Annotated in this window: 25 protein-coding genes; 1 reads left to right on the top strand and 24 read right to left on the bottom strand. The window is 39.1% G+C overall.

The genetic code is table 11. The annotated features are described in order from the left end of the window. Positions 1–246 precede the first annotated feature (246 nt). The 20 genes from VEB00_07605 to VEB00_07510 form a co-directional block, all read right to left on the bottom strand. The gene (locus VEB00_07605; GenBank protein HYF82879.1) at positions 247–1,644 is read right to left on the bottom strand and encodes an oxaloacetate decarboxylase subunit alpha; all 1,398 of its coding nucleotides are present in this window, start codon (positions 1,642–1,644) and stop codon (positions 247–249) included. Positions 1,645–1,767: 123 nt separating this feature from the next. Continuing rightward, on the bottom strand, positions 1,768–2,211 hold the full coding sequence (locus VEB00_07600) for a GNAT family N-acetyltransferase (GenBank protein HYF82878.1): 444 nt from the start codon (positions 2,209–2,211) through the stop codon (positions 1,768–1,770). Further along, complete coding sequence (locus VEB00_07595) at positions 2,198–2,932, bottom strand: pseudouridine synthase (protein HYF82877.1); 735 nt, start codon at positions 2,930–2,932, stop codon at positions 2,198–2,200. The genes VEB00_07600 and VEB00_07595 overlap by 14 nt, the downstream gene beginning before the upstream one ends. A 123-nt stretch (positions 2,933–3,055) precedes the next feature. Next, a complete protein-coding gene (locus VEB00_07590) occupies positions 3,056–4,186 on the bottom strand; it encodes a D-alanyl-D-alanine carboxypeptidase family protein (protein ID HYF82876.1) in 1,131 nt (376 codons plus the stop codon). 114 nt (positions 4,187–4,300) lie between these two features. After that, positions 4,301–4,699: a hypothetical protein gene (locus VEB00_07585; GenBank protein HYF82875.1), complete on the bottom strand. Its 399-nt coding sequence runs from the start codon at positions 4,697–4,699 to the stop codon at positions 4,301–4,303. Between the two features lie 104 nt (positions 4,700–4,803). Then, the gene (ytfJ, locus tag VEB00_07580; GenBank protein ID HYF82874.1) at positions 4,804–5,214 is read right to left on the bottom strand and encodes a GerW family sporulation protein; all 411 of its coding nucleotides are present in this window, start codon (positions 5,212–5,214) and stop codon (positions 4,804–4,806) included. 36 nt (positions 5,215–5,250) lie between these two features. Next, complete coding sequence (locus VEB00_07575; protein HYF82873.1) at positions 5,251–5,880, bottom strand: DUF2953 domain-containing protein; 630 nt, start codon at positions 5,878–5,880, stop codon at positions 5,251–5,253. 119 nt (positions 5,881–5,999) lie between these two features. Next, on the bottom strand, positions 6,000–6,530 hold the full coding sequence (scpB, locus tag VEB00_07570) for an SMC-Scp complex subunit ScpB (protein ID HYF82872.1): 531 nt from the start codon (positions 6,528–6,530) through the stop codon (positions 6,000–6,002). A 16-nt stretch (positions 6,531–6,546) separates the two neighbouring features. Further along, on the bottom strand, positions 6,547–7,278 hold the full coding sequence (locus VEB00_07565) for a segregation/condensation protein A (GenBank protein HYF82871.1): 732 nt from the start codon (positions 7,276–7,278) through the stop codon (positions 6,547–6,549). Positions 7,279–7,282: 4 nt separating this feature from the next. Next, positions 7,283–8,275 (bottom strand): tryptophan--tRNA ligase, encoded by a 993-nt coding sequence (gene trpS, locus VEB00_07560; GenBank protein HYF82870.1) that lies wholly within the window; start codon positions 8,273–8,275, stop codon positions 7,283–7,285. Between the two features lie 25 nt (positions 8,276–8,300). Next, complete coding sequence (locus tag VEB00_07555) at positions 8,301–8,954, bottom strand: site-2 protease family protein (protein ID HYF82869.1); 654 nt, start codon at positions 8,952–8,954, stop codon at positions 8,301–8,303. A gap of 278 nt (positions 8,955–9,232) precedes the next feature. Continuing rightward, complete coding sequence (locus VEB00_07550; GenBank protein HYF82868.1) at positions 9,233–10,432, bottom strand: D-alanyl-D-alanine carboxypeptidase family protein; 1,200 nt, start codon at positions 10,430–10,432, stop codon at positions 9,233–9,235. Positions 10,433–10,549: 117 nt separating this feature from the next. Continuing rightward, the gene (locus tag VEB00_07545; GenBank protein ID HYF82867.1) at positions 10,550–11,878 is read right to left on the bottom strand and encodes a pyrimidine-nucleoside phosphorylase; all 1,329 of its coding nucleotides are present in this window, start codon (positions 11,876–11,878) and stop codon (positions 10,550–10,552) included. Positions 11,879–11,883: 5 nt separating this feature from the next. Further along, positions 11,884–12,702 (bottom strand): purine-nucleoside phosphorylase, encoded by an 819-nt coding sequence (locus tag VEB00_07540; GenBank protein HYF82866.1) that lies wholly within the window; start codon positions 12,700–12,702, stop codon positions 11,884–11,886. Between the two features lie 25 nt (positions 12,703–12,727). After that, entirely contained in the window at positions 12,728–13,552 is an 825-nt protein-coding gene (locus tag VEB00_07535; protein ID HYF82865.1) for a purine-nucleoside phosphorylase, read from the bottom strand. Between the two features lie 15 nt (positions 13,553–13,567). Beyond that, entirely contained in the window at positions 13,568–14,740 is a 1,173-nt protein-coding gene (locus VEB00_07530) for a phosphopentomutase (GenBank protein ID HYF82864.1), read from the bottom strand. Positions 14,741–14,910: 170 nt separating this feature from the next. Beyond that, a complete protein-coding gene (xerD, locus tag VEB00_07525; GenBank protein HYF82863.1) occupies positions 14,911–15,792 on the bottom strand; it encodes a site-specific tyrosine recombinase XerD in 882 nt (293 codons plus the stop codon). A gap of 78 nt (positions 15,793–15,870) precedes the next feature. Continuing rightward, positions 15,871–16,101, bottom strand: a complete 231-nt coding sequence (locus tag VEB00_07520) for a hypothetical protein (protein HYF82862.1) — start codon at positions 16,099–16,101, stop codon at positions 15,871–15,873. A 26-nt stretch (positions 16,102–16,127) separates the two neighbouring features. After that, positions 16,128–16,760 carry a stage II sporulation protein M gene (gene spoIIM / locus VEB00_07515; protein HYF82861.1) on the bottom strand — a complete coding sequence of 211 codons (633 nt, stop codon included), beginning with the start codon at positions 16,758–16,760 and terminating at the stop codon, positions 16,128–16,130. Between the two features lie 97 nt (positions 16,761–16,857). Then, complete coding sequence (locus VEB00_07510; GenBank protein HYF82860.1) at positions 16,858–17,415, bottom strand: NUDIX hydrolase; 558 nt, start codon at positions 17,413–17,415, stop codon at positions 16,858–16,860. Between the two features lie 109 nt (positions 17,416–17,524). On the opposite strand from VEB00_07510, the gene VEB00_07505 reads away from it, so the two are divergent. After that, complete coding sequence (locus VEB00_07505) at positions 17,525–17,662, top strand: hypothetical protein (protein ID HYF82859.1); 138 nt, start codon at positions 17,525–17,527, stop codon at positions 17,660–17,662. Here VEB00_07505 and VEB00_07500 read toward each other — a convergent pair. The 4 genes from VEB00_07500 to steA are packed head-to-tail and all read right to left on the bottom strand — an operon-like array spanning position 17,659 to position 21,260. Continuing rightward, complete coding sequence (locus VEB00_07500) at positions 17,659–18,720, bottom strand: DUF3866 family protein (protein HYF82858.1); 1,062 nt, start codon at positions 18,718–18,720, stop codon at positions 17,659–17,661. The two genes, VEB00_07505 and VEB00_07500, sit on opposite strands and share 4 nt — an antisense overlap. Continuing rightward, entirely contained in the window at positions 18,717–19,562 is an 846-nt protein-coding gene (locus tag VEB00_07495) for a UDP-N-acetylmuramyl pentapeptide phosphotransferase (GenBank protein HYF82857.1), read from the bottom strand. Before VEB00_07495 ends, VEB00_07500 begins: the two co-directional genes overlap by 4 nt. A gap of 22 nt (positions 19,563–19,584) precedes the next feature. Beyond that, positions 19,585–20,256 carry a glycosyltransferase family 2 protein gene (locus VEB00_07490; GenBank protein HYF82856.1) on the bottom strand — a complete coding sequence of 224 codons (672 nt, stop codon included), beginning with the start codon at positions 20,254–20,256 and terminating at the stop codon, positions 19,585–19,587. After that, positions 20,241–21,260: a putative cytokinetic ring protein SteA gene (gene steA / locus VEB00_07485; GenBank protein ID HYF82855.1), complete on the bottom strand. Its 1,020-nt coding sequence runs from the start codon at positions 21,258–21,260 to the stop codon at positions 20,241–20,243. The genes VEB00_07490 and steA overlap by 16 nt, the downstream gene beginning before the upstream one ends. Positions 21,261–21,272 lie beyond the last annotated feature (12 nt).

Genomic DNA, 21,272 nt, shown 5'->3' with positions numbered 1-21,272 from the left:
CGTGGTGATACAATGGAAGGAAACCTCCGGTAATCACAAAATAATTCTTAGTTATATGAATAAAAAAGTAGAAAAGAGTACTAAATTTTAGTATTCTTTTTTACTTCCAACCATATGTACCGAATGATTTTTGTACTTCTCAACTAAATTCGGAGATTTCATATCTCAGTATTAAACACCGCTTTATGCATTATAATAACAGCCATGTTATAGAATGTATTCTATAACATGGCTGCTTTGTTTTATCTATACTGGATATGTCTTATCGACTTTGTCAACCAAATTGCTGTCTATAGCGTATTTCTTTGCCTGTCGGTCCTTGAAAAACTTAAGTGCTACCGGTGGGAACAGTGCATAGCTCAATACATCCTCTTCCTGTTCGTAGTACTCCTTCATTTCCTGCTTAACCGCTTCAAGCTGTGGCTCTATCAAGTCTGCCGGCCTGCAGGTTATAACCTCTTCGTCCCCTATGATGGTCTTCTTTATTTCCTCGGAAATGGGAACACTTGGTTTTCCATATTTACCTTTTACATATTCCTTTATCTCATTAGGTATCATCTTATATCTGCTGCCCGATATTACATTGAAAACTGCCTGGGTCCCTACAAACTGGCTGGAGGGTGTCACCAGAGGAGGGAAGCCTAAGTCTTCTCTGACTCTAGGTACTTCCTTCAGCACCTCATTATATTTATCCATAGCATTTGCCTGTTTCAGCTGTGACATAAGGTTGGACAGCATTCCACCCGGCACTTGGTAAGAGAGTACGTTAGTGTCTACATTAAATACATTGGGATTCAAAATTCCATTAGCTATATATTTCTCTTTGATGACTTTGAAATGGTCTGCTATTTCACAAAGCAATTCCAGATCAAGACCTGTATCATATTCTGTACCCTTTAGTGTAGCAACCATAGGCTCTGTTGGTGGCTGTGAAGTCCCAAGGCCGAATGGAGACATGGCTGTGTCAATGATATCAACGCCTGCTTCTATAGCCTTTAAATATGTCATATCGGTCATACCGCTTGTAAAGTGGGTGTGAAGCTGTATCGGTATGTTAATATGCTTCTTTAACGCTTTTATAAGCTCATATCCGTAATATGGAGTGAGTATCCCTGACATATCTTTTATGCATAGTGAGTCGCAGCCCATCTCTTGTACCTTCTTTGCCTGCTCTACATAAAGCTCTATATTATGTATTGGGCTTATAGTATAAACTACTGTACCTTGAGCATGTCCACCATACTTCTTAGTGGCCTTTACCGCTGTCTCAATATTTCTCAAATCATTCAGGGCGTCAAATATCCTGATTATATCTATTCCGTTTTTTATAGATAGTCTGACGAATTCTTCTACAACATCATCGGCGTAATTTTTGTAGCCAAGAATGTTCTGCCCTCTGAGGAGCATCTGCAGCTTTGTGTTTTTAAGCTTTGACTTTATCACGCGAAGTCTTTCCCAGGGGTCTTCATCAAGGAACCTAAGACATGAGTCAAAGGTAGCTCCCCCCCACATTTCTAATGAATGATAGCCCACTTTATCCATAAGCTCAAGAACAGGAAGCATTTCATCTGTCTTCATTCTTGTAGCGATAAGGGACTGATGACCATCTCTCAATACAGTTTCAGTAATTCTTATCTTAGCCATACATATTCATCCTCCCATAATAACTCAGCAAAGTATTAATATTCTAATTCGATGCATTTATTCTATATATATCATATTTTAATATAAAAACATAGCCATTATTTAGAAATTATAGTACTGCAGCTATTTGTGTGAACAAGGCTTAAAATACCCTTCCAGTGTCACCTTATAGCAGTCTCCATCTATATCTCCGAGTATTTCTCTCATATCCTCACTTGCCGCCTTGCTTTCATACTTTACAAAACCCATTGCAGTCAGAAAATCTCCGCATATTCCTGCTGCATATACCTCTTTTATACCCTTCAGCTCAGCAATATTAAGGAGAGCCTTAGTTATTGCACTGCCCAGCTTCTCCCGTCTATAACTTTCTTTTACCGTTACCCAGCTAATTAAGCCTGTGCTGTCTAATGGAATCAAGCAGCCACAGCCGCATTTGATATTATCATTTTCGCATACCAGAAAGTTTTCGATATTGGGCAGGAGCTTAACTCTTGAGCATTCAAAGTCTTTCGTTAGCTCCAAAATGAAGTCTATGTCCTCTGGCCTTATTTTCCTAATCTGCAGCATTTTGTACACCTAGTGCTTTCAGGTATTTTATTTCTTCATCATTCAGGCAGCGCCATTCTCCTGTTTTTAGTTCACCTAACTCTATTTTCCCTATTCTAATGCGTTTTAACCATATAACCTCATGTCCGATAGCAGAACACATTTTTCTTACTTGCCTGTTCTTTCCTTCATGAATAGTAATATCCACAACACTGTTTCCTTTTACATATCTTATTATTTCCATTGTTGCAGGTGAAGTTACATAATCTTCTATGGCTATTCCATGCTTAAAGCTCTCAATATCATTTATGCCTGCCTCTCCATTGATTAAAGCCCTGTAGGTCTTGTCTATATTATGTTTTGGATGGGTTATCCTGTATGTAAGTTCCCCATCATTTGTGAGAAGGATAAGTCCCTCAGTATCGTAGTCCAGACGACCAATAGGAAAGACCCTAACGCTTATGCCTTTCAAAAGGTCTAAGACAGTGGGCCTCCCAAATTGATCCTTCGCACTGGTAATGTATCCTACCGGCTTGTTCAGTAAAATATATACCCTGCTTTCAGAGCACTTAATTATTTTTCCTTCTACCTCGATGATATCATTTTCTTTATCTACCTTAGTTCCCAGTTCGGTAATAAGGCTTCCATTAACCTTCACTTTTCCAGCAGTAATCATGTCTTCACATTTTCGTCTGGATGCTACTCCAAACTCAGCCATTACTTTTTGCAGCCTTTCAGTCATTTTCCCCTTACCCCTTACACTATTGATAAAATCCTTGGGATATATTCAGCTTGATGCATCCCGATATGATATAAATGCTCCTCATTAAAAGTGAACTTATTTTGCCATAAAAGACTCTTTTTTCTAGTGTTCTTCCAGAAAGTAATCCCTTAAGATTCGTTTCATGTAGAAAAAAGGGCTGCTGGATTCCACGCTTTCTGTATATTCAAGCTTAATTGTTTTTAGTAGTATGTCATGTAAATAAACATCAAGCCTTCCTGCATCATCGCCTTTATTGAAAGGTGCCTGCGCTGTTTTCTGACTCTTGGCTAATAATTTCACTTTCTCCTTCTCTCCTGCCCCCAGAGGGATAGAAAAGTCCTCAGTTGGCTTAACTGCAACGAATTTTTCCTTGCCGGCCTTCACTTCCACTACCTTTATAAAATTGTTTTTATCAACTACCTTTTCAATTGAATAGTTCTTAAAACCATATTCCAGAAGAGCAGAAGATTCATTCCACATTGGTCCGCAGTTCAACACAACACAAACTAGCTGCATTCCATCCCTAGTTGCTGATGACACCAAACATCTGCCTGCTTTTTGGGTATAGCCGGTTTTTACTCCGTTCCCACCCTCGAACTGCCACAACATTTTGTTTTTATTTATCATTACCCTATCCCAGCTTTCGTTGGGGGGGCCTTCTATAGTCTTTTTCTTGCTGCTTACGATATTTGCAAAAACTGGATTTCGAAGTGCATAAGCTGTTATCAATGCAAGATCATGAGCCGTGGTATAATGACCTGCTGCATCCAGTCCATGAGGATTGGCGAACTGGGTGTTTTCCGCTCCTATTTCCTGTGCTTTACGGTTCATCAGATCTGCAAAGCCTTCAACTGAACCTCCAATATGCTCTGCTACAGCCACTGCTGCATCATTTCCGGATCGCAGCATTATTGCATACACCAAATCATGAACAGTGTGTCTTTCGCCTTCACGCAAGTATATGGAAGAACCTTCAGTATGCGAGGCTTTCTTGCTGACTGTTACCATTTCTTCAAGTTTACCGCTCTCAATAGCAACAAGAGAAGTCATAATCTTTGTAGTGCTGGCCATCGCCAGCTTTTCATTCATGTTTTTGGAATATAGTATCCTGCCTGAATTCACATCCATTATTACTGCGGCACGGGCACTAGTATCCTGCGTTGCTGTTACTACAAGCATATTTGATGCTACAGCAATTACTAACGCCATAATTAAAGCAACATTTCTTTTCATCCAATCACTCCGTCAATATTTAGTGCGTTTCTAAATGTATTATTGACAGAATGAGGTTTTTATATAATATATCACGTAAAAGACTTTACAAGGATTCTTTTCGCATTTTGTTAATTATTCGTTTACAATTTTGCAACCGAATTCTTTAGCGATTTTCAGAGCTTCTTTCAGGTCGTCTTCTCCCCAGATTGTCCAACCACCCTTTAGTATTCCATCTACATATATCTCTACTTTATCCTTCTTAAATATCATCAGCTTGTCATTTCTTTTCTTCATCTGAATGATCTGTCGTCCTATTGCTTCTTCTATATCAACATCCATTACCTTCAATGCTATGAATAAGCATGAAAGTGCATCCTCCAACTCTCTTTTCGCCCTGTCGCCCTCACCCTTTAAAAGGGCTTTCAAAGACTCTGCCACCTCTTCGTTCAGATGGCTTAGAACCTCCTTAGGGTCATCAGTAATATATTTTCTGTTTTCCCATATCAAGTCAACTGCATTCTTTAGCTCCATTAAATCACCCCCCCGAAGCAATGTATATATATAGTATTTCGACATTATCTATAAGAATATTATAGCAAATTTTTATACTAAAAAGGAAGGAGTTTAACTCCTTCCTACATTTCTATTTTTTCTTCTTCAGTATTTTTCCTCTTACTCATATAATTTTCCACATTACTGATTAGGTTTGGCACCATATCAACTACTCTATCCATTGCACTACTGTACTTCACCGGTATCACCTTAAGCTGTCCGTTTGTTGTGGCTAAAAAGCCTATCGGCTGTACTGTAACTCCAGCACCGCTGCCTCCTGCAAATGGATATTTGCTTCCTTCCACTTCTTCCTTGTCGGAAGAACCCGAATACTGTCCACCACCTGCTATAAAGGCGAAGGACACCTTGGATACAGGCACAATCACAGTGCCGTCCTTTGTTACTACTGCATCACCTACTACGGTATTGACATCTATCATATTTTTGATGTTTTCCATAGTTGTTCTCATTAAGCTTTCTACAGGCTGTTCCAAGCTAAACACATCCTTTGATTTATATTAATTTATTATTTATTCTCTCAAACTGGATATCAATGCAGGCAATGCCCTAATTCCAGCATTTATAATATGACCTAATTTTAGACTAATTATACAGCTAAAATCGATGGATAGCTGAACCTGACTAAATATTGGAATGACCGCTATCTTTGGCTCGTAAACGTTCAAATAGCATCTGGTAAGAGTCATAATATTGCCAAGGACTATCCAGGCAACTCCGTATAAAATCCCTGTTGCAGCTGCATCGCCGGCGCCGAAACTTAGTTTCAGGTTGAAATTGCTTACTTTCGTCTTGCCTGTGATGTATTTTAATACAGGAAAAATCGTGGATTTATTCCTCTTGTATGCTTTGTATACGCCCTCTCCTTCCCTCATGTTCATGATCTTGGTGAACCTTGCCAGCAGCTTGCTTCTTTTCTTGTTAGCAACTTCAATTTTGTACTTCAAGCCTGGTCTTCCATCTTTAAATATTATCTCGAGGAAGGGTATATCTGTATTTAGCTTTAGCAAACCATAAAATGTCCTCAAACCAATGGTTATTTTATCGTTTTCATTATCCTTTCTCGCATCTATCCTTACAACTATCGGCATTAAATATAGAAGAGTCAGTATTATAAGTATTACAAATATTATTTTCAGCATTATATTCCCTCCCCCTAAAGTCATCGGGGCTGCCAACACAAAATCCTTTTACTATTTTTTCTCAAAAATAAAAAAATAATACATCCTTAGATGTATTATTAGATCTATTATTTAAACTTCTATGCTCCTGCTTCCTCTGTCAGCTCCTTTAGAACAGGCAGTTCCTTTAAAGACTTCAATCCAAAAAGCTTGAGGAAGCTGTCAGTAGTCCTGTACAATATAGGTCTTCCGGGGCCATCCATTCTATCTGCTTCAAATATCAGCTCTTTCTCTACTAGCCTTGATATACAGCCTTCGGATTTTACACCTCTGACATAATCAACCTGTGCTTTTGTAACTGGCTGTTTATATGCAATTATAGCGAGAGTCTCAAGAGATGCCTGGGAAAGACCTTGCCTTGTCTGAGGCTTCACCAGTCTTTCAATGTATTCGTAGTGCTCAGGCCTTGTGCAAAGCTGATAGCAGTTGTTGACCTCGATAATCTGAATTCCTCTGTTTTCTTCAACAAAGCTGTCCATCATCTGATTGACAATTCTCCGGAGAGTTTGCTCATCAATATTGATGACGCTGCAAATATCCTTTATGGGTACAGCTTCTCCGGCTACAAACAAAAGACCTTCTACAATCGACTTTATTTCCTTTATATCCATAATAAAATCCATCCCTTCATATGTCTTTTGCCCTTCTCTTTATTAGTATTCTTGCAAAGTTCTTTTCTTGCTCTATAATCAGGCTTCTTCTCTTTATCAGCTCGAGAATAGCCAAAAAAGTGACTATTATTTCATATCTGTTGCCGCAGCTCAGGAACAAGTCATCAAAATAAAATGACGGCTTGCTCGCCAGCAGCTTGTTTATGAGCCTAATCTTATCATCAACAGTAACAACCTCTCTGTAGATTTCCCTGAAGCTGCTGCTCTTTTTCGAAACATTTTTAAGTAATATGTTCTTAAAGCTTATATACAGCATGTCCAGCGAAACATTTGTAATAGAGGTCACATCATTAATGTAGTCTTCTATAGGCTCCGGAGCCTTATAAAAAACTTTTTCATACAAGCCCAGCTTGTCCTTCAGTTCCAATGATATTTCTTTGTATTTCTTATATTCAATAAGTTTTCGAATAAGCTCTTCTCTTGGATCGACAGACTCTTCGCCATCAACTTCCTTCTTAGGCTTTGGAAGCAGCATTTTTGACTTAATCTCAAGCAGTGTTGCCGCCATTACGATAAATTCGCTGGAGACCTCCAAATCATGTATCTCTATCATACTTATATATTCAAGATATTGGTCTGTAATTTCAGCTATCGGTATATCATAAATATCTACTTCAGCTTTTTCAATTAAATGCAGCAAAAGGTCCAGAGGCCCTTCAAAGGCTTGCAGCTTGACACTTATAGCCATGCCATTACTCCAATTCCATCAATTTCATCTTTTCTCTAACTTCTGCAAGAGTGACCTTAGCCACTTCCCTTGCATGTCGTGTTCCTGCCCTTAATATCTCCACTATGCTTTCTTTGTCATTTAATAGTTTCTGTCTTCTTTCATACATTGGAGCCATATATTCCACTATATTTTCTGCCAAACCCCTCTTGCACTGCACGCAGCCTAAGCCGCCAGTCTTGCATATACCATAGGTTTCCTCATGAGTTTTCTCCGAAAACACTTTATGAAAAGCATATACTGAACATATATCAGGATGTCCCGGATCGTTCTTCTTGATTTTTTCCGGATCGGTTATCATCTGCATTACTTTCTCTCTAATAATATCAGGAGAATCTGACAATGCTATGGTATTGTTATAGCTTTTGCTCATTTTCCTTCCATCCAGACCGGGCAGCTGTTTAATCTGGTTCATTTTTGCCTGAGGCTCTGGGAAGGTATCTCCATATATATAATTAAATCTTCTTGCAATTTCACGGCTCAGCTCCAGATGAGGAAGCTGGTCTTCTCCAACCGGTACAACACTGGCTTTATGCACAAGTATGTCCGCAGCTTGGAGATTAGGATACCCCAAAAAGCCGTAGGTTGTAATATTCTTTTCCTTAAGCTGCACCAGCTGATCCTTGTAGGTAGGACATCTTTCAAGCCACGAAAGAGGAACAGTCATTGAAAGAAGTAAATGGAGCTCAGCAATTTCCTTTACATTTGACTGTAGAAAAATCGTACACTTTTCAGGGTCCAAACCCGCGCTCAACCAATCTATAGCCATTTCCATCACATTACCTTTGATTTCACTGGTATCCTCATAGCCTGTAGTTAAGGCGTGCCAGTCAACAATGGAAAAAAAGCATTCGTAATCGTTCTGCAACCTTATCCAATTCTCAAGAGCCCCGAAATAATTGCCCAGATGAAGATTGCCCGTAGGTCTCATACCACTCATAATTCTTTGTCTAGTCATATTTTTTACCTCCTAAAGGTGAATTTTAAATAAATAGTCCTACAATAATATTTATAAACCAATCCAAAGCTCCAATTACCGGTCCAAGTATTTTACCGATGATGCCTGAAAAAACAAGCATAATTATAATTATATTGGAGTATATTGCATACCTTCTCATAAAGAACTTCTGCTTATTCGTCAGAAACACATCAAGTATTTTTGAACCATCAAGGGGTGGTATCGGAATCAAATTGAATACTCCAATACTACGGTTTATAATGTATGCAAACTGAAGAATACTCACCATTGCTTTCCCGAAGCTGTCATAAAACATAGCATATACTATTGCAATGAATAATGCAGCAAAAAAATTGGATGCCGGACCTGCCAAGGATACTAGAAGCATCCCCTTTTTTCTATCCCTGAAGTTCAAGTCATTAACAGGCACCGGCTTAGCCCACCCGAACTGCCTGGTTACAATAAGACATAAAAAGCCCAGCGGGTCTATATGTGCTATAGGGTTAAGCGTCAGCCTGCCATATTGCTTGGCTGTCTTGTCACCCATCATATAGGCTGCTAGAGCATGGGAATATTCATGTATTGTAAATGCAAGTATTATACCTGGTAAACTATATAGTAGTAATGATATGCCAAAATTCAAATTTAGATAGTATAGAAATTTATTAAGTAAATCCATTAAGCTTCTCCCCTATAAAGTGACATAATATATTCTATGTATACTAGCTTCTTAAATAAAGATTTATAGTCGTATTATATTTTGTGCATAAATATATTTTCTACTATATTCTAATATATTTATAGCAATTACACAAGACAAAGGGGTTTAAGTTATCTTAAACCCCTTAAGCTGGTTTCATTCATACCAAACTCTTTGAAAATTCAAATTTATTATGTCTTATAAATTAAAAACTCTCCAGTACATAATTGCAAAGAGAGTTTTTGACTTTATACGGTTTATTTCTTCGAGCTTCCGAACCAATAAATAAATGAATTCCTAAGGTTGTTAATAAAGGAGGATTTTCTTACTTCTGCATCACATACCAGATTATAGCGTCCAACCTCGGCATCATTTATACTAATAACAAGCTCTCCTATCTTATCGCCCTTCCTAATCGGAGCATTCAGCACTTCGGGCAGCTCTATAAGTTTCTTGATGTTCTTCTCTTCACCTTTATTCAACAATACAGATACATCACAGTCTGTTACTGCATTCACTCTCAGGCTGTTGCCCTTTGATACTTTAACTTCCTGCATTTTGTCGCCCTTCTTAGCAACCATGAAGCTATTGAAGTTTGCAAAGCCATAGTCTATAAGCTTTCTGGCTTCCTTGTTCCTTATCTCCACCTTTGGAGCACCCATTACTACACTGATAAGTCTTAGATTGTTCCTTTTCGCCGTAACTGATATGCAATAGCCTGCATCTTCTGTCCAGCCTGTCTTTATGCCGTCTACATCCTGATAAAATCTAATCATTTTATTCTTATTTACCAATTCTCTTTTAACATCATTGTTCTTTCCTACATAAACGGTAATCATATACTTGGATATAAACTCGAAAATATTGTCATGCTTGATTAGCTCTTTTGATATTAAAGCCAAGTCATGTGCTGAAGTAACATGGCCCTCTGCCGGCAGTCCATTGGGATTTACAAAGTTCGTATCGGTTCCACCCAACTCTTTAGCTCTTTTATTCATAAGCTTTACAAATTCCTCTTCGCTGCCTGATATATACTCAGCCATTGCTATGCAGGCATCATTGGCAGATTCAACGGCTATTCCGTACAGAAGCTCTTTTACTGTTCTGACTTCACCGGTTTCCAAGAGAAGCATTGTACCTTTATTGTTTTTGCTTGAGGCCTGGTCGCTAATAGTTACTTTGTCTTCATAGGTTATCTTTCCAGTGTCCAATGCTTCAATAGTTAAGAGCATTGTCATCACTTTAGTGACACTTGCAGGGGCAAGCTTTTCATGGGGGTTCTGTTCATATATTATTTTACCCGTGCCATAGTCCATAAGTACCGCTGATTTACAGTTCAGATTCATATCGTCCTCAGCGTATACTGGAATTATTATTCCAAAAGAGGCAACTGTAAAAATAGTTAAGAAACATATCAACTTCTTGGATAATTTATTTAATTTCGCTAAATTATACATAACAATCCTCCTGCTAGTTTAATTGATATTATATTTCCCTGCAGGAGGTTGTGTTATGCAATTCCAAAAAAGTTCAAAACCGCATCGGTTATTATAGTTAACCGATGCGGCTATTAATTAAACATACTTTTTGATTCCGTTTTTATCCACCATTCCGAAAATCAATGGCCGCGGCTCAGGCTTTTTCTCTGTGAAGCTGTATGCCTCCAGCAGCTTTATAGTACATTCCTTCACCTTTGATAGATCATTGACGTGGATATTGGCTATGGTTTCGCCCACAGCAACATGCTCTCCTACTTTCTTACCAAGTACTATACCTACTGCATGGTCAATTTCTGACTCCTTGGTCTCTCTTCCTGCACCTAATATAAGTGCAGCAATTCCAATACCTTCAGCATCAATACTCTGCACATACCCATCAGTAGTGGATTTGACTTCTATGATATGCACAGCTTTCGGCAGAAGCTCTGGCTTTCTTATTTGCTCGGGGTTGCCATGCTGTGCAGCTACCATTTCTTCAAGCTTTTTCAAAGCAGCTCCTGACTTTATATTTTCTAAAAGTATTTTTTTCGCTACTTCCAAGCTTTCTGCTTTCTTTCCAAGCAGCAGCATTACTGCTCCAAGCTCTATGCAAAGCTCTAAGAGGTCTTCGGGACCATTTCCCTTAAGTGTAGCAATTGCTTCCTTAACTTCTAAGGCATTTCCTACAGCGTAACCCAAGGGTTCATTCATTTCCGTCACTAAAGCTATTACATTTTTATTGAGGTTCACACCTATATCTACCATTTCCTTAGCCAAATCAAAAGAATCCTCAATGCTTTTCATAAAAGCGCCGCTGCCTGTTTTTACGTCAAGAACAATAGAATCTGCTCCCGCAGCAATTTTTTTGCTCATGATGCTCCCTGCAATAAGGGAGATATTGTCTACGGTACCTGTCACATCCCTCAATGCATAAAGCTTTTTATCAGCCGGCACTACATCCCCGGTTTGACCGCAGACTGCAAGCTTTATTCTGTTTACAGTATCTACGAATTCTTCCATAGACAGCTGTACCTTAAAGCCTTCAATAGACTCCAGCTTATCCAGCGTGCCTCCTGTATGCCCCAAGCCTCTTCCCGACATTTTTGCAACTGTAACTCCAGCCGAAGCAACCATTGGTCCGAGGACCAGTGTTGTCTTGTCACCTACTCCTCCGGTACTATGTTTATCAACCTTAATTCCTGAAATTGCTGAAAGATCCATGGTAGCTCCCGAATTTACCATTGCCATAGTAAGATCGGCAGTTTCCCTTTTATTCATTCCTCGAAAATAAATGGCCATGAGAAGTGCTGATGCCTGATAATCAGGTATCGATCCGTCTGTATACCCTTTAATGAAGAATTGTATTTCTTCCTTCTCCAGCTCCTCGCCATTTCTTTTCTTGTTTATGATATCATACATTCTCATTGCAGCTACACCTCTTTAACAAATTGCTTCACAAGGGATACAAATCTTGGTTTGACTGATTCTGCTACCTTCACAATTTCTTCATGGGTAGGAGCCGTCATTGTATCTGGAATTGCCATATCAGTAACACAGGATATTCCTACTACTTTGAGTCCGCAATGTCTTGCGACGATTGCTTCAGGTACTGTAGACATTCCTACCGTGTCGGATCCAAGCTTTATCATCATGCCTAACTCCGCTTTTGTGCTGTAGTTGGGACCACTTACAGCCCCGTAAACCCCTTTGTGTATTTTGATGCCTTGTGAAGCTGCAACCCTTTCAAGACCTTCAACCATGCTCCTGTCATATACCTCAGACATATCAGGAAAACGTGTTCCGAATTCTTCGAGATTAGGGCCTATCAGAGGATTTGTTCCCATAAAATTCAAATGATCTGTTATTATCATTATATCTCCGGCTTTGAAGCTTGGATTCAAGCCTCCACATGCATTACTTGCCACTAATAGCTTAATTCCCAACTGTTTCATAACCCTGACAGGTATTGTTATTTCTTGCATGGTATAGCCCTCGTAATAATGGAACCTTCCCTGCATTGCCACTACTTTCTTTCCTTCCAAGTAACCGAGTATCAGCTTTCCCGCATGTCCAAACACTGTAGATACAGGGAATTCAGGTATTTCTGCATAGTCAATTACTGATACCTTTTCTATATAATCTCCCAAGGATCCCAGGCCTGTGCCGAGTATTATACCTATTTCCGGCTTGAAGCCAGACTTTTCTTTTATATATTCTGCTGCTGCTTCTATTCTTGCCCTTAAGTCCATTTGCGTTACCCCCGAATATTTAATTTCATATTTTCTCTATTATACTTTTTATTAACTTTGAGAAGTTTTCCTTAACTCTATCTGCTGTTTCCATAACTTCTTTATGATTCAATGGTTGATCCAATATTCCTGCCGCCATATTGGTAATGCAGGATATTCCGGCAACCTTCATTCCACTGTGATTTGCAGCAACTACTTCAGGAACTGTTGACATTCCCACAGCGTCCGCCCCAAGTATCCTGCAGGCTCTTATTTCAGCCGGAGTCTCGTAGCTTGGTCCTGTAAGAAACACGTAAGTACCTTCCTGCAGCTTAATCTTATTTTCTGCAGCACTTGCTCTTACCACGTCTGCCAATTCCTTTGAATAAGCCTCCGACATGTCTGGGAACCTGGGCCCGAAGGCTTCAATGTTCGGCCCTATTAAAGGATTATTATTGGTATAATTTATATGGTCTCTTATAATCATAAGATCACCTGGTTTAAAGCTTGTATTCACGCCTCCTGCTGCATTGGTGACAATAAGTTTTTCTACACCCAAGGCCTTGAAAACCCAAACAGGAAAAACCACATCCTCCATCTTATAGCCTTCATAATAGTGAAAGCGCCCTTGCATAAAGGCTACCTTTCGGCCTCTCATAGTGCCGAATACCAGCCTTCCTTTGTGTCCTTGCACTGTAGAAACAGGAAAGTTTGGTATATCCTTGTAGTCAATTGTTATCTTGTCCTCGACCTCTTCAGCCATGTCCCCTAGTCCCGAGCCGAGTATAAGTGCGATTTCCGGTGCAAATCCCACCTTATGGATTATATAATCCCTTGCTTCATTAATTCTCGCTATCAAATCTTTTTTCATATTGCGCTCTCCTATCTACTCAAAATAGATTTCTTTTTTAAAGGATTTGCCTTCAATTTCTATAGGAAGTCCCAACAAATCAAGAACTGTAGCTCCTATATCACAAAAACCCTTCCTTGTGCCTAAATTGACGCCACTTTTAACGTGTTTCCCATATACCAGCATCGGGATATGCTCCCTTGAATGGTCTGTGCTGACCGTTGTTGGGTCGCAGCCATGATCTGCCGTTATAATCAACACGTCCGAGTCCTTCATAGTATCGATGATTTCTGCCAATCTGCCATCAAACTCCCTCAGAGCCTCTGCATATCCTTCTACGTCATTTCTATGGCCGTAAAGCATATCAAAATCTACAAGGTTAGTGAATATCAAGCCCTTTTTATCTGCAGCCATATACTCCAGAGTCTTATCCATACCTTCCATGTTGTTCCTGGTATGTTCTGCTTCGGTAACACCGACTCCTGCAAATATATCCTCTATTTTGCCAACAGCCATAACATTCAGACCCTTTTCCTTAATAACATCAAGCATAGTCTTTTTTATTGGCTTTAAGGAAAAGTCTCTTCTGTTGGAGGTTCGCTTATAGCTTCCGCTGATTCCAAGAAAAGGCCTTGCAATGACTCTTCCTACAGAATACTCACCCTTAAGCAATATTCTGGCTTTCTCGCACATTTCATACAGCTTTGGAAGGGGTATTACCTCCTCGTGGGCAGCAATCTGGAACACACTGTCCGCAGAAGTGTATATTATAGGACAGCCTGTTTCCACATGCTTATCACCAAGTCTTGCAATGATTTCTGTCCCTGAAGCTACTTCATTTCCAATAGACTTTATACCAATTTCCTTTTCAAAGGCTTCAACCAGGTCTTGAGGAAAGCCCTTTGGAAAGGTTGGAAAAGCAATATCCAAGGTAACTCCCGCAATTTCCCAATGGCCTGTAGTAGTGTCTTTACCAGGTGATATCTCCGCAGCTTTGCCATAGCAACCCTTTGGCTGCTCTGAGCTTTTCAAGCCCATGCCAGGATCTATATTTCCTAAACCCAATGCCTCAAGGTTTTTCAGTCTAAAGCCTTTTATTTTCCCAGCTATATTACCCAGGGTGTTGCTGCCGGTATCTCCATAGAGATTGGCATCTGGAAGCTCTCCGACCCCGACGCTGTCCATTACTAAAAGTATGACTCTGTCTATCATCTTACCCTCCTGAATCTTCACTTTTACTCACAGTTAAAACCTATATATTATTAATATATCTCTAATTGAGTATTATACCCATTTTCATATTTAAGAAATGTACGGGCGAACAGTGTTCGCCCCTATTTTATACTTTAATTAACCCCATAAATTTTAAAAAGGGCTTATTAAGCCCTTGGATGAGTCTTGCTATAAACTTCTTTTATCTTATTTTTATTTATCTTGCTATATATTTGAGTTGTAGATATGTCTGAATGTCCAAGCATCTCTTGTATTGCCTGAAGGTCTGCACCATTTTCAATGAGATGCACAGCGAATGAGTGCCTTAGTGTGTGGGGAGTTATTACCTTATTTATCTTAGCCTTAGCTGTATAGAATTTAATTATCTTCCAGAAGCCCTGACGTGTCATTTTCTGACCATGGAAATTGACAAACAGAAAAGTGCATTCCTCATTTGTACAAAGCTTCCTTCTGAAGTCATTCAGATATATTTTAATAAACTTCATCGCTATATTACCAAGGGGTATGGACCTGGACTTCACTTCACTGCTCTTGCAAACTATCAAGCCTGCACCAAGGTCTATGTCGTTTATATCCAAGGATATAAGCTCCGTAACCCTTATCCCTGTTGCATAAAGCAGCTCAAGCATAGCTTTGTCTCTTGCTCCTTTAGCATCTGTGGGCATTGGCTGCTCTAGTAGAATCTCTACTTCTTTCTTTGTAAGCACTGAGGGAAGCTTTTTTTCTACCTTCGGAGATTCAAGATTTGCTGACGGATCTGTTTCTATATGTCTTGCATTCACCATAAACTGATAAAAGCATCTTATTGAAGCAAGATTTCTGGAAATAGTTGATGTCGCCTTTCCTGTCTTCTGCAATGCTATTAAATATGTAATGATTATTGTCTTTGTAACCTTCTCCAGAGAAAGTGAGTGTCCTCTAAGGTAAGTTTCGAATTGCCTGATATCTCTTTTATAGGATTCCAGCGTATTTGCCGTCAATTCCTTATTCTCAATGAGATAACTCAAAAACAATTCTATATAATTCATAAGAACATATCCCCTTTATTACTATAATCACTAACATATTCAACATTCTTATTGAAAATCCTCCAATTTTTGAAAATTTTACATAAAGATTATTATTTTTTTTAATATACTGAAGAATCTGCCAATTACGGCTTGATTTTCAACCAATTCCTTATACACTATAATGGAATTATTTCCGGGCGCCATACCACCACTAAACAAATCCATAACTAGGTCCACAATGTAAGGTAGTATTACAAGTATTGTCAATAGTACAATAAAGATCTTTATAAAAGTGAGAAAGAATCTTCTGTTATCGTTTATATGCATAGCCTGCCCCCCGCACAACTAAAATTCTAAACTATATATGAAGTAATTGCTCTAATTATAAGGGACGTTATGTACGATTCTACAATACAGCCTGCTATCAGCACTATGAAAAGCACTAGTGTAGAAAATGCATAAGTAGCGAAAAGATTGTTCATCGCCCCAAACTTTTTGAAATACTTATTCCGCAAAGCCCAAAGAGAGTAATTCATACCTATAACCCCCATGACAATTATCACAGGCACATATATGAGGTTTTGAGGCAGCACCGAGCCTAATGACAGAAGGAATCCATTTCGTCCAAGATTTTCCGTGAGAAAAGCTACGGAAAACCCAATGCAAAATCCTCTGAATGCAACAAGTATTGGAATGAAAAGTATACCAAGATATACCATGCCTGAAAAAAACAATATTGAAGTGAAATAAAGGTTGAACTTTATAGACTGCTTTAGTATATATGCAGATTGAAGTTCATTTTGGGAAGTCAAATCTAAGAAGCCCTCAATATATATCTTTGCATCGCTCTTGGATACCTCGTCAATATTATTAACGGCCAATGCACCCAGACTGATTCCAAGTATAAATACAAATATGACTATCAAGTATATCCAAATATTATCAGCAAGGTGTCTTTTTATCGAAGCATTTAGGCTATCCAGCAAAAAAATACCCCCTCTCAGCTTTTGTCAATAGATTGCACGCAGCTTGCGCACTATTTCTCTATCTTGATAATATGCTTCAAAGGAGTATATTATGATATTATTTCCTTATTTGTCCATGATTCTGGATGAGCATTTCATTTGCAACCATCATAATAGCAATTATTGTCTTTGCGTCTTTTATTTGCCCACTTTTTACCATTAACACAGCTTCTTCTATTGGATACTTGAACACCTGGATGAACTCGTCTTCATCAGTGGACATATCACCATAGGTCAAGCCTTCAGCTTTATATATATAAACAATTTCATCCGTATAACCCGGTGATGGATATATATCAGTAAGAAAGGTTATATGTCTTGCAGTTATGCCTGTCTCTTCCTTAAGCTCCCTTTCTGCGCAGGATTGAGGTTCTTCATTCTTCTCCTTCTTTCCGGCAGGTATTTCCAAGGTTTCGCATTCAAAAGGCTTCCTGAATTGCTTCACAAACACTATTTCATCAGCATCGGTTATTGGTATTACTCCTACACCCCCTTGGTGCGTAATCACTTCCCTCTCGGCGGTCCTTTGATTCTCTAGCATAACCTCATGAACATCAAGCTTTATAATTCTGCCATTAAAAATATTCTTTCTTGTTAATGTCTTTTCTTTGCTCAATTGACTCGTCTCCTTTCAATGTCGCTCGCTATAATATTGGAATATAATGCAGACTTGTACATATAATATTTTAGCATTGTAATTCAAATTATTAAAGGAAGGTATTTAAATGATTAAATATGTATATGGGAATGGCTTTCACTTTGCAGGGAAATTCAATGAGTTGATTGCGCAGCTGTCTGCTATAGAAAACAAGCAAATTACTTTGAGGGAATATATCCAATTATACAGGCAAAAGTTAAATTAGAGTACTAACATTGCAGAAAGACCACAGGTAATAAAATACTCCTTATCCTCGCTGAAACCTTTACCCATCTTATTAAGTAAGGATTCATCCTTCTCCAAAAGCTTTTCCACCTCTTCCCACGGCCAATAGCTTATTTCATGCCTGGATAGAATTCCGCTGTCCGCTAATTGATCTTTTATCAAGCCAGCCTTTGTTTCTGAAAGCTCAGGCAGTGCTATAAAAGCACGAGTGCAGCACAGCCTGCCTAAAGTCATTATAGTATGATGACTTAATCCATAGTGCCTGCTTCTGCTGTCTGCGAAGGAAACCCTTGGCACTGCTATTGCTTTGCCTTTTAAATTGTTTACTGCATCTATTATTTGACTTTGTTCTATCCCACTGAAGCCATATCTGGTGTCTGTGCCGGCAATCCCCGGTCCCATACATACAATAACAGCATCAGCCTTAAGTATTTCTTTTGCTGCAATCAAAGCTGAATATACATTTATACATTCTATATCCCCACCAAAGGCATTTCCATATGTGACTGTCCCCTTCAATACTGAATTTTTACTAAGGCTCTTCACCGTCTCACTCATCCAGATAGGCAAAGCCCCTCCGTCAGTCATTATATAAACTATCCTTTCCTTCTTCGCAAAGCCTTTCAGCGCTATTGCTATGGGAGCCACCATACTGTGAAGTGTGCCTACTATTACAGGTGTGTCTTCCAGAGATTCAAAGCTGTTGAAAACCTCATGATATGGACTTTCCTGAGCTTCTGCAGCTAGACAGTTTATTTGCATCGGAGTGTATCTGAGCTTCATAATATGCCCTTCTCCAATATTTTTCAGTTTCTCCCTGCTCAGATTTGCCAGGACAAAATGATAACCCCCTGAGCCAAGTTCAAGCTCTTCTGAAGTTGTGTTCAGTAGAACATCATCATTTATCTCAATTTCACCTGTCAGCTGATTATAATTTATGCAGTCAAATAACCCTCCCTCGGCTTGTATCCTAATTTTGGCAACACTGCTGTCCCTATATACAACTTCCTTTACCTTCGCTTTTATTATGCTTATCATCTGCTCCCAGTTTGCCCCCTTCCAATATTGTCCAGATAAGAAAGCAATCTGCTTCTGCTAATAATCTCAGTAATTGAAAGCTTCTCCGACATAACATTCAAAATCACAAGCAATGTTAGAATCACTATCTTGGCATTGAGGCCCAGCATCAATGTGCTGTAATAGCCTAAGGTTATCCCAAGAATATTTGCACCAGTATCTCCAAGCATGCATACTTCCTTCAAATCATAACGAATATAGAGCCACGCTGATAGGTTGAGTACTATTATCGGCATCGCCTCAATCAGTCTCCCTATGGAGGCTGTCAAAAGTACAAAGGATGCAGCAAGAAAAACCTTCACCGCTCTTCCCGGTCTCAAATCAAAAAGATTCAAAGTATTTGCAAATAATGAAATGATTAATACATTTACAATGAATTCAATATATGAATCAGTCATTCCGAGGCTTACAATACAAGAAATAAGAACGGCGGTAAGTGCTTTAAGAAATCCGGTTGTCATTTTTCCACGCAACGTGATTTTAATATGATTAATGAGACCTTTTGTCTTTGTATCTCCAACGAGATCGTCAACAACGCCGGCGAAACCCATGCTTAATACAAGCGCCAAATAACTCAAGTAACTTTCAGAAGCTTCCGAGCTCTGCAGCAGCAAAATTAAAATTGTCACCAGAAGAATAGGTACAAAAGCAATACCCCCTATAGCAGGTATTGCCTTTCCCCTGTAGTTTACAGAACTGCATATTTTCTTGTCAGTATTGCCAAGCATTTTTATAATATTATGCAGTAGAAATTGTGATAATATCACAGCGACTGCTACAACAACTAAAATGTAAATGTACATCATTCTTCTCCTACAAGCAAAACTATCTCTTCATCTCACTTTTTATCAGATTCAGTATATCAAGACACTGTTTTCCCCTATGCAGAAAACCTTTTATATCCCTGCCAGTCTCCCTATGTCTCATATCAACAGGAACTTCAATAAGTTCAAAACCTTTTCTCACTCCTTCAAGAGTTATTTTGAACTCAAGCCCAAAGCCATCAGGAAGATCAATGCTCCTTAAAAAATCCAGCGGGAGTATTCGTTGTCCGCTTAGAAGCGAATCCACCCTTCTGGAAGTTAAAGCGCAAAAACCACTGTCAGATACTTTTCTGACTATTCCAAAGCCCCCTGCCCTTTTGTTCGATGGCAGCCTTCCAATAATTATTGACTTTTCTCCCGGCTTTATACGTGCAATTAATTTCTTAACCTCTGACGCGCTCTCGCCCAGGTCTGCATCCAACAGTGCCACAAAGCTGCCGGTTGCATAGTCCAAAGCATATTTTACCGCGTTTCCCTTACCTTTATTGTACTTAATATGTAAAAGTGTGATGCCTTCCAACGACTGTAAGAGCTGATATGTAGAATCAGTGGAACCATCATCAACCACAATAATTTCTTTTATACTATCTATTCCATTCAAACTTGCCAAGGTCTTCAATATACGGGACTGCTCATTATATGCAGGCATAATCACACTTACATTTTCGCCCACCGGGGATCCTTCCTTTCACTTTCTGAGTCTGCTATTATTGCAAGTCCTTTGCAGTCTACGAGCTTGCTGCCTATAAGAGTCCTTACTATGAATGTACTTGCCATTCCAGACCTTCCCTTACATACGAAGTCATGCATGCAGCTGTGTCCGCCTGTCATTACTATCAGCTCAGCGTTCTTATTATATGCCAGCATTAAGGCTGCATCTTCACTGGTTCCTCTCATCGCAAGTATTTTATAAGGCAGATTCATTGCTGCGATTCTGCTCAGGCACGGGCAATACCCATCTTCATATGCATGGAGTATGATTTCTTTGCTTTTATAAATTCCAATATCAGATACGCTGTCCATATCGCCTATCAATATGTCCGGCATATATCCGCAGTTTATAATCAAGTCTGCTCCGCCATCCACTCCGATAAAAATGGGGTTGTACTTTTCTATATAGCTTTTCAAGGCATTTATTTCATCAGTAGTGCTGCTATTTCTGACAGCCACTACTACATGTCGATCTTTAAGCCTTGTATTTAACTCAGGATACTCAGTAAAACGCACCAGCTTATCCATTTCAGATGCTGCATGGTTTATTGTATTATCAATGAACTTCAATATTTCATTACTCTCATTATCCTTTGATGCAAACTGCCTCTTGCTGATATAATCCCAGTTGACTACTGTGCAGACGTTCTTAAAAATATAGTTCCTGACAATTATATCCTCATCCAAGACTGTAATCATGTCATTGTCCTTGAACCGTTCCAGTGGCATCCTTACATCAATTACTCTCATATTGTTCTGCAATAGTATCCTTGCACCTATTGACGGAAATCTGCCAGTCATGCTCTCTCCTGTATTTATTACTCCTTTTGCACCGGTATACGCGAGGGCCAGAGCAGCCAACTCATCAATATCATCATGTCGGATAACAGCAATATCCCCTGGATGCAAGAAATTCACAAGTTCCTTTGTTTTTGCACCTGCTTTAATTCTGCCTTGCAGCCTCATTCCCACACCTCC

This window comes from Clostridia bacterium, from assembly GCA_035628995.1.
Classification (GTDB): Bacteria; Bacillota; Clostridia; order Lutisporales; family Lutisporaceae; genus BRH-c25.
This window is presented reverse-complemented; position numbering and strand designations above follow the sequence as displayed.

Coding starts and splice junctions, on each gene's coding strand:
- VEB00_07565 (HYF82871.1), bottom strand. CDS start 7,278: ATGGCTATAAGTGTCAAGCTGCAAGCCTTTGAAGGGCCTCTGGACCTT.
- VEB00_07590 (HYF82876.1), bottom strand. CDS start 4,186: ATGAAAAGAAATGTTGCTTTAATTATGGCGTTAGTAATTGCTGTAGCA.
- VEB00_07585 (HYF82875.1), bottom strand. CDS start 4,699: ATGGAGCTAAAGAATGCAGTTGACTTGATATGGGAAAACAGAAAATAT.
- VEB00_07545 (HYF82867.1), bottom strand. CDS start 11,878: ATGAGAATGTATGATATCATAAACAAGAAAAGAAATGGCGAGGAGCTG.
- VEB00_07505 (HYF82859.1), top strand. CDS start 17,525: ATGATTAAATATGTATATGGGAATGGCTTTCACTTTGCAGGGAAATTC.
- VEB00_07575 (HYF82873.1), bottom strand. CDS start 5,880: ATGCTGAAAATAATATTTGTAATACTTATAATACTGACTCTTCTATAT.
- VEB00_07495 (HYF82857.1), bottom strand. CDS start 19,562: ATGTACATTTACATTTTAGTTGTTGTAGCAGTCGCTGTGATATTATCA.
- VEB00_07540 (HYF82866.1), bottom strand. CDS start 12,702: ATGGACTTAAGGGCAAGAATAGAAGCAGCAGCAGAATATATAAAAGAA.
- VEB00_07555 (HYF82869.1), bottom strand. CDS start 8,954: ATGGATTTACTTAATAAATTTCTATACTATCTAAATTTGAATTTTGGC.
- VEB00_07595 (HYF82877.1), bottom strand. CDS start 2,932: ATGACTGAAAGGCTGCAAAAAGTAATGGCTGAGTTTGGAGTAGCATCC.
- VEB00_07550 (HYF82868.1), bottom strand. CDS start 10,432: ATGTATAATTTAGCGAAATTAAATAAATTATCCAAGAAGTTGATATGT.
- trpS (HYF82870.1), bottom strand. CDS start 8,275: ATGACTAGACAAAGAATTATGAGTGGTATGAGACCTACGGGCAATCTT.
- VEB00_07605 (HYF82879.1), bottom strand. CDS start 1,644: ATGGCTAAGATAAGAATTACTGAAACTGTATTGAGAGATGGTCATCAG.
- VEB00_07600 (HYF82878.1), bottom strand. CDS start 2,211: ATGCTGCAGATTAGGAAAATAAGGCCAGAGGACATAGACTTCATTTTG.
- VEB00_07520 (HYF82862.1), bottom strand. CDS start 16,101: ATGCATATAAACGATAACAGAAGATTCTTTCTCACTTTTATAAAGATC.
- xerD (HYF82863.1), bottom strand. CDS start 15,792: ATGAATTATATAGAATTGTTTTTGAGTTATCTCATTGAGAATAAGGAA.
- scpB (HYF82872.1), bottom strand. CDS start 6,530: ATGGATATAAAGGAAATAAAGTCGATTGTAGAAGGTCTTTTGTTTGTA.
- steA (HYF82855.1), bottom strand. CDS start 21,260: ATGAGGCTGCAAGGCAGAATTAAAGCAGGTGCAAAAACAAAGGAACTT.
- VEB00_07535 (HYF82865.1), bottom strand. CDS start 13,552: ATGAAAAAAGATTTGATAGCGAGAATTAATGAAGCAAGGGATTATATA.
- VEB00_07500 (HYF82858.1), bottom strand. CDS start 18,720: ATGATAAGCATAATAAAAGCGAAGGTAAAGGAAGTTGTATATAGGGAC.